Origin of the sequence: Alkalibacter saccharofermentans DSM 14828, from assembly GCF_900128885.1 — a bacterium.
GTDB classification, from domain to species: domain Bacteria; phylum Bacillota; class Clostridia; order Eubacteriales; family Alkalibacteraceae; genus Alkalibacter; species Alkalibacter saccharofermentans.
Genome location: NZ_FQTU01000028.1, coordinates 1 through 5,535, shown reverse-complemented (window position 1 = coordinate 5,535; position 5,535 = coordinate 1). Strand labels below are relative to the sequence as shown.

The 5,535-nt window shown below is 44.8% G+C and carries 6 protein-coding genes; all 6 read right to left on the bottom strand.

Annotated features, from left to right (window positions below):
* Positions 1-83 precede the first annotated feature (83 nt).
* From atpC to BUB93_RS11105, 6 genes are read right to left on the bottom strand one after another with little or no spacing between them, the layout of a single operon-like run.
* Complete coding sequence (gene atpC / locus BUB93_RS11130; RefSeq protein ID WP_073272283.1) at positions 84-491, bottom strand: ATP synthase F1 subunit epsilon; 408 nt, start codon at positions 489-491, stop codon at positions 84-86.
* A 13-nt stretch (positions 492-504) separates the two neighbouring features.
* Positions 505-1,908: a F0F1 ATP synthase subunit beta gene (atpD, locus tag BUB93_RS11125; RefSeq protein WP_073272281.1), complete on the bottom strand. Its 1,404-nt coding sequence runs from the start codon at positions 1,906-1,908 to the stop codon at positions 505-507.
* A 32-nt stretch (positions 1,909-1,940) separates the two neighbouring features.
* On the bottom strand, positions 1,941-2,813 hold the full coding sequence (gene atpG / locus BUB93_RS11120) for an ATP synthase F1 subunit gamma (RefSeq protein ID WP_073272279.1): 873 nt from the start codon (positions 2,811-2,813) through the stop codon (positions 1,941-1,943).
* Positions 2,814-2,831: 18 nt separating this feature from the next.
* Positions 2,832-4,346 carry a F0F1 ATP synthase subunit alpha gene (atpA, locus tag BUB93_RS11115; protein ID WP_073272276.1) on the bottom strand — a complete coding sequence of 505 codons (1,515 nt, stop codon included), beginning with the start codon at positions 4,344-4,346 and terminating at the stop codon, positions 2,832-2,834.
* Complete coding sequence (locus BUB93_RS11110; protein WP_073272273.1) at positions 4,347-4,904, bottom strand: F0F1 ATP synthase subunit delta; 558 nt, start codon at positions 4,902-4,904, stop codon at positions 4,347-4,349. It abuts the gene before it with no gap.
* Positions 4,901-5,404, bottom strand: a complete 504-nt coding sequence (locus BUB93_RS11105; protein ID WP_073272270.1) for a F0F1 ATP synthase subunit B — start codon at positions 5,402-5,404, stop codon at positions 4,901-4,903. Before BUB93_RS11105 ends, BUB93_RS11110 begins: the two co-directional genes overlap by 4 nt.
* Positions 5,405-5,535: the final 131 nt, after the last annotated feature.

Here is a 5,535-nt window from a genome sequence, read left to right as displayed (position 1 = left end):
GCTATTGGGCGAAGCCCGTAAGCTCGAACAGCGAAGCTGTAGGAGATGCCGACAAAAAAAGCACCGGCTCTCGCCGGCACTTTTTATCTATTATCTTTGGTTTTTGATACTTCGATTCTGACAATGGCTCTTCTAAGAGCAGCCTGTGCCCAAACAAGATCCTGGTCGCTTTTCTTAAGAGTGGCCTCAGCCATCTCTTTTGCTTTTAGCGCTCTTTCAACATCTATCTCCTCAGGCCATTCCGCCGCATCCGCCAGTATGACCACCTTTTCTGGCTCAATCTTAGCAAAACCGCCAAGCAAGGTAGCGCTTCTGAACTTCTTCGGATCTGAATAGATTTTCAGCTCACTTAAAGCAAGGGTTGTCATCAAGGGTGTATGGTTGGCGAGGATCGCCATGTTCCCCTCGGCGCCCTTTAATACGATTCTGTTGATTTCACCGTCATAAAACACTCTTTCGGGTGTGATGATCAGCAACCTGTACGTGGACATCCCATCACCTTCCTTATTTTTTAGCTTTCATTCTCTCAGCTTTTTCTATAGCGTCGTCTATTGTTCCTACAAGCAGGAAGGCGCCTTCCGGCAATTCGTCATGCTTGCCTTCCAATATCTCCTTAAATCCTCTTATAGTCTCATTGATGGAAACGTACTTGCCTTCAAGTCCGGTAAACTGCTCTGCTACGTTGAATGGCTGGGATAAGAATCTCTCAACCTTTCTGGCTCTCGATACGATGATCTTATCCTCATCAGAAAGCTCGTCGATACCTAGTATCGCGATGATATCTTGAAGCTCCTTGTATCTTTGCAGAATTTCCTGAACTCTTCTGGCAACTCCGTAGTGCTCATCCCCAACGATCTTTGGATCCAAAATCCTTGAAGAAGAGTCAAGAGGATCTACCGCAGGATAGATTCCCTTTTCGGAAATCGCTCTGTTAAGTACAGTCGTCGCATCAAGATGGGCAAAGGTGGTAGCAGGAGCCGGGTCTGTAAGGTCATCTGCAGGTACATAAACTGCCTGTACTGATGTGATAGATCCCTTGCTGGTAGACGTAATCCTCTCCTGTAGGGCTCCCATCTCGGTAGCCAGCGTAGGCTGGTATCCTACCGCACTTGGCATCCTTCCAAGAAGGGCTGAAACCTCTGAACCCGCCTGAGTAAATCTAAATATATTGTCGATGAACAAAAGCACGTCCTGGCCTTCCTGATCTCTGAAGTATTCTGCCATGGTAAGGCCTGTCAAAGCTATACGCATCCTCGCTCCAGGCGGCTCGTTCATCTGTCCGAAGCAAAGAGCAGTTTTGTTGATTACTCCGGATTCCATCATCTCGTAGTAAAGGTCGTTTCCTTCTCTGGTTCTCTCTCCTACGCCGGCAAAAACAGATAAGCCGCCGTGCTCCGTAGCTATATTGTTAATAAGCTCCTGGATAAGCACGGTCTTGCCTACGCCCGCACCGCCGAACAAACCGATTTTTCCACCCTTTGTGTAGGGGGCTATAAGGTCAACTACCTTGATTCCAGTTTCGAACATCTCAGGTTGTGTCTGCTGCTCTTCAAATGAAGGAGCGTTCCTGTGTATGGGGTGTCTTTCGATATTTTCCTGAACCGGCTTTCCGTCTATGGGCTCTCCCAGCACGTTGTACATTCTCCCCAAGGTATCTTTGCCTACCGGTACCTGGATAGGTTTCCCTGAATCTACAGCTTCCATGCCTCTTCTTAGCCCGTCGGTGGAATCCATTGCTATGCATCTTACTATGTCGTCCCCAAGGTGCTGGGCAACCTCGACGACCAACGTGCCGTCAAGGTGTTTTATGGTGATTGCATTGTATAGTCTCGGCAGATTTTCTCTTTTAAACTTAACGTCTATGACCGGACCTATAATCTGCACAATCTGTCCTGTGTTCTGTGACATTTTCTTGCCTCCAATCTTTGTTTGTTGCGTGATTATTTAAGGGCTTCCGCACCGCCGATGATTTCCGTAAGCTCCTGTGTTATCTGAGCCTGTCGCGCCCTGTTGTAATGAAGGGTCAACACGTCTATCATCTCGTTCGCGTTTTCTGTTGCGGTTTCCATCGCCATTCTTCGAGCACCTTGTTCGCTGGCGCTTCCTTCAATCATGGCTCCGTAGACCGTGTTCCATATATACTTGGGTATAAGGTAATCCAACAATGCCTCCGGAGAGGGCTCGTATGTCATGATAAGAGGGATGAAGCCCTCTTCAGTTTTTTTCTCCTCGTCGAATTCATGAGGACTGATGGGCAAGAGCTTTATGTTGTTTGCCTTTTGAGTTATGGTCGATACGAACTCGGTATATGCAAGCACGACCTCGTCCACCTCGCCACTGACATACATTTCCATGATTTGCTTTCCAACCTCTGATGCATTCGCATAGGTAGGCTGCTCGCTCATTCCGGTAAAATCCTTTATCACTTCATAGCCTCTTTTTCTGAAGTAGTCCCTACCCTTGGTTCCAAGGGTTACAAGACAGGCCTTTTCCTTGTCCGTTATCGCATTTGTTACCGATTTGATTACATTTGCATTGTAACCGCCAGCCAAACCTCTGTCGGCGGTTATCACCACATAAAGCGTTTTTTTCACTTCCCGTTCTTGAAGATAAACGCTTTTTACCTTGCCGGCTTGCGCCGCCATCTCCCGCATGCTGCTTAACATAGTGTCGAAATAAGCCTTCCTTGCCTCGGCTTTCATTCTTGCCTTACGGAGTTTTGACGAAGCTACCAGTTCCATGGCATGGGTAATCTGCTTGGTACTGTTGACGCTTTTTATTCTTCGTTTGATATCGCGAATATTTTCCGCCATGGGGTTTCACCTCCGTTTTTAGGCATTTTTAAGTTCATCGAGGTATTTGCCTGTAAACTTCTCGATGAGCTCCCTCATTTTTTCTACTACTTCCTCCGATAAGCCGCCTTTGCCTTTAATTTCTTCAAGTGTATCCTTGTGATTTACATCGGCAAATTCGATAAGGCTCTTTTCGTAATCCTTTATCATGTTAACGGGTACCTTTGCAGCGTAGTCATTTGTGATGGCATAAATCGCGAGAACCTGATGCTCCACCCTCATAGGCGCATACTGATCTTGCTTAAGAAGTTCAACTACTCTCTCTCCTTTTGCAAGCTGAGCCTTTGTCGCATCGTCAAGGTCTGAACCGAACTGGGCAAATGATGCCAGCTCCCTGTATTGGGCGTACTCGATTCTTAAAGGTCCTGCTACTTTTTTCATGGACTTGATTTGTGCCGCTCCACCTACCCTGGATACCGATATCCCCGGGTTAACCGCAGGTCTTATTCCTGAGTAGAAAAGCTCTCCTTCAAGGAATATCTGCCCGTCGGTTATTGAAATAACGTTTGTCGGGATATACGCAGATACGTCTCCCGCCTGGGTTTCGATTATAGGAAGTGCAGTCAGAGATCCTCCGTCCTTCATTTTTGCCGCTCTTTCAAGCAGTCTGGAGTGAAGGTAGAATACATCTCCCGGATATGCTTCTCTGCCCGGTGGCCTTTTAAGAAGCAGAGACATCGCTCTATATGCCACTGCGTGCTTGGAAAGATCATCGTAGATTATAAGAACGTCTTTTCCCTGAAGCATGAATTCCTCTCCGATTGTAACGCCTGTATAAGGCGCCAAGTATTGAAGGGGTGCCAGCTCGCTTGCCGTTGCGGCAACTACGATTGAATAATCCATAGCGCCTGTTTCCTGCAGCTTGCTTACTATCTGTGCTACGGTTGATGCTTTTTGACCTATTGCTACGTAGATGCATATAACATCTTCGCCTTTTTGATTGATCATTGTATCTACAGCCAGCGCGGTCTTTCCTGTCTGTCTGTCACCGATTATAAGTTCTCTTTGGCCTCTACCAATGGGAATCATCGAATCTATCGCTTTATATCCCGTTTGAAGAGGTGTATCAACAGACTTTCTCTCTATTACTCCCGGGGCTTTTACCTCCGCCGGTCTAGTCTTGTTGGTTGATATTGGTCCTTTTCCGTCAATCGGATGTCCCAAGGAGTTAACTACTCTGCCTACCATTGCATCTCCTACAGGAACCTCAACGATTTTTCCCGTACATTTAACCTTGTCTCCTTCGACGATCTTTGTATCGTCACCCAAAAGTACGCAACCTACGTTGTCTTCTTCCAGGTTAAGTACCATCCCGAATACTTCTTGAGGAAACTCCAAAAGCTCTCCAGCCATTGCATTTTCCAAACCGTGTATCCTGGCGATACCGTCTCCTACTTGAATCACTGTACCTACATCTGCAGTCTCAAGTTTATGCTCATATTGTAAGATTTGCTCTTTAATAACCTTGCTAATTTCTTCAGGTCTGAGATTCAATTAATTCACCCCTAACTCTTGTAGTCTTATTTCTTTCAAATCATTCTTAATCATGGCGATTTTTCGCCTGATGCTTCCGTCTATTATCTGGTCTCCCACGTAGACGATCAAGCCTCCGATTATATCCTGGTCTATCCTTGATTGTATTATTACCGTTTTTTTGTATTTTTTCTCAAGCTTTTCTTTTAGTCTCTTTATGTCTTTTTCTTCTAAGGCTACTGCCGATACCACGGTGGCTTCCACCATGTTGTTCTCTACAAAGTAAAGGTCTTTGAAAGATTCGAAAATATTCTTCAAATCTGCGACCCTGTTCTTATCCACTGAAATCATCAGAAAGCTGTATAAGTAACCATCTATTTTGCCTTTGAACAGATTTTCAAAAATGGTTTTTTTCTCGTCTGCCTCTATGCTGGGAAGCATCAAGATTTCCCACATTTTTTCGTTGCTGTCCAGGGCTTCAATTATAGACTTGAACTGATTGTAGATTTCATCGGTCTTGCCTTTTTCTTTTGCGACCTCCAGCAAAGCCTGGGAATATTTTCTTCCTACCAGACTCATTTCGCTTCTCCCGCCTCTTCAATAAAATTTGCAATCAGCTTTTGATGCTTTTCTTTGTCCAGCTCTTGTTCGATAACTCTTCCAGCTGCAAGAACAGACAGTTCGACAATCTCGTTTTTAAGCTCTTCAAGGGCTTTTTCCTTCTCCCTGTGAATCTCAGTTTGATTTCTTTTGAAAATCCTATCTGCTTCTACTTCTGCATGTTTTACTATCTCATTTCTTTTTTCGTTGGCTTTTGTAGTTGTATCCCTTAATATTTCCCGGGCTTCATCGTCTACATTCTTAAGCTTATCCATATATTCAGATCTATAGCTCTCGCCTTCTACTTTAAGCTTGTCGGCTTCGTCTATGACTGAGCTGATTTCATTAGTCCTGCCATCCATGAAGGCTTTGATTTTATCGTAGAAAAAATGTTTTACAATGAAAAACAACAGTAAGAAGTTGAAGATATTTGCTGCTATTTGACTAAAGTCAATGCTTACCATTCCTACGTTTCCCATTTAGTTACCTCCTCCCATTTTCAATTTATAAGATATAAGTTATTAGTTGTTAGTTGTTAGCATCGGGGTATTCCTTTGCCAAGTCTAACGGTCGTGGGGCAGTTGGGAAGCGCTCGTTGAACAATCGTAAA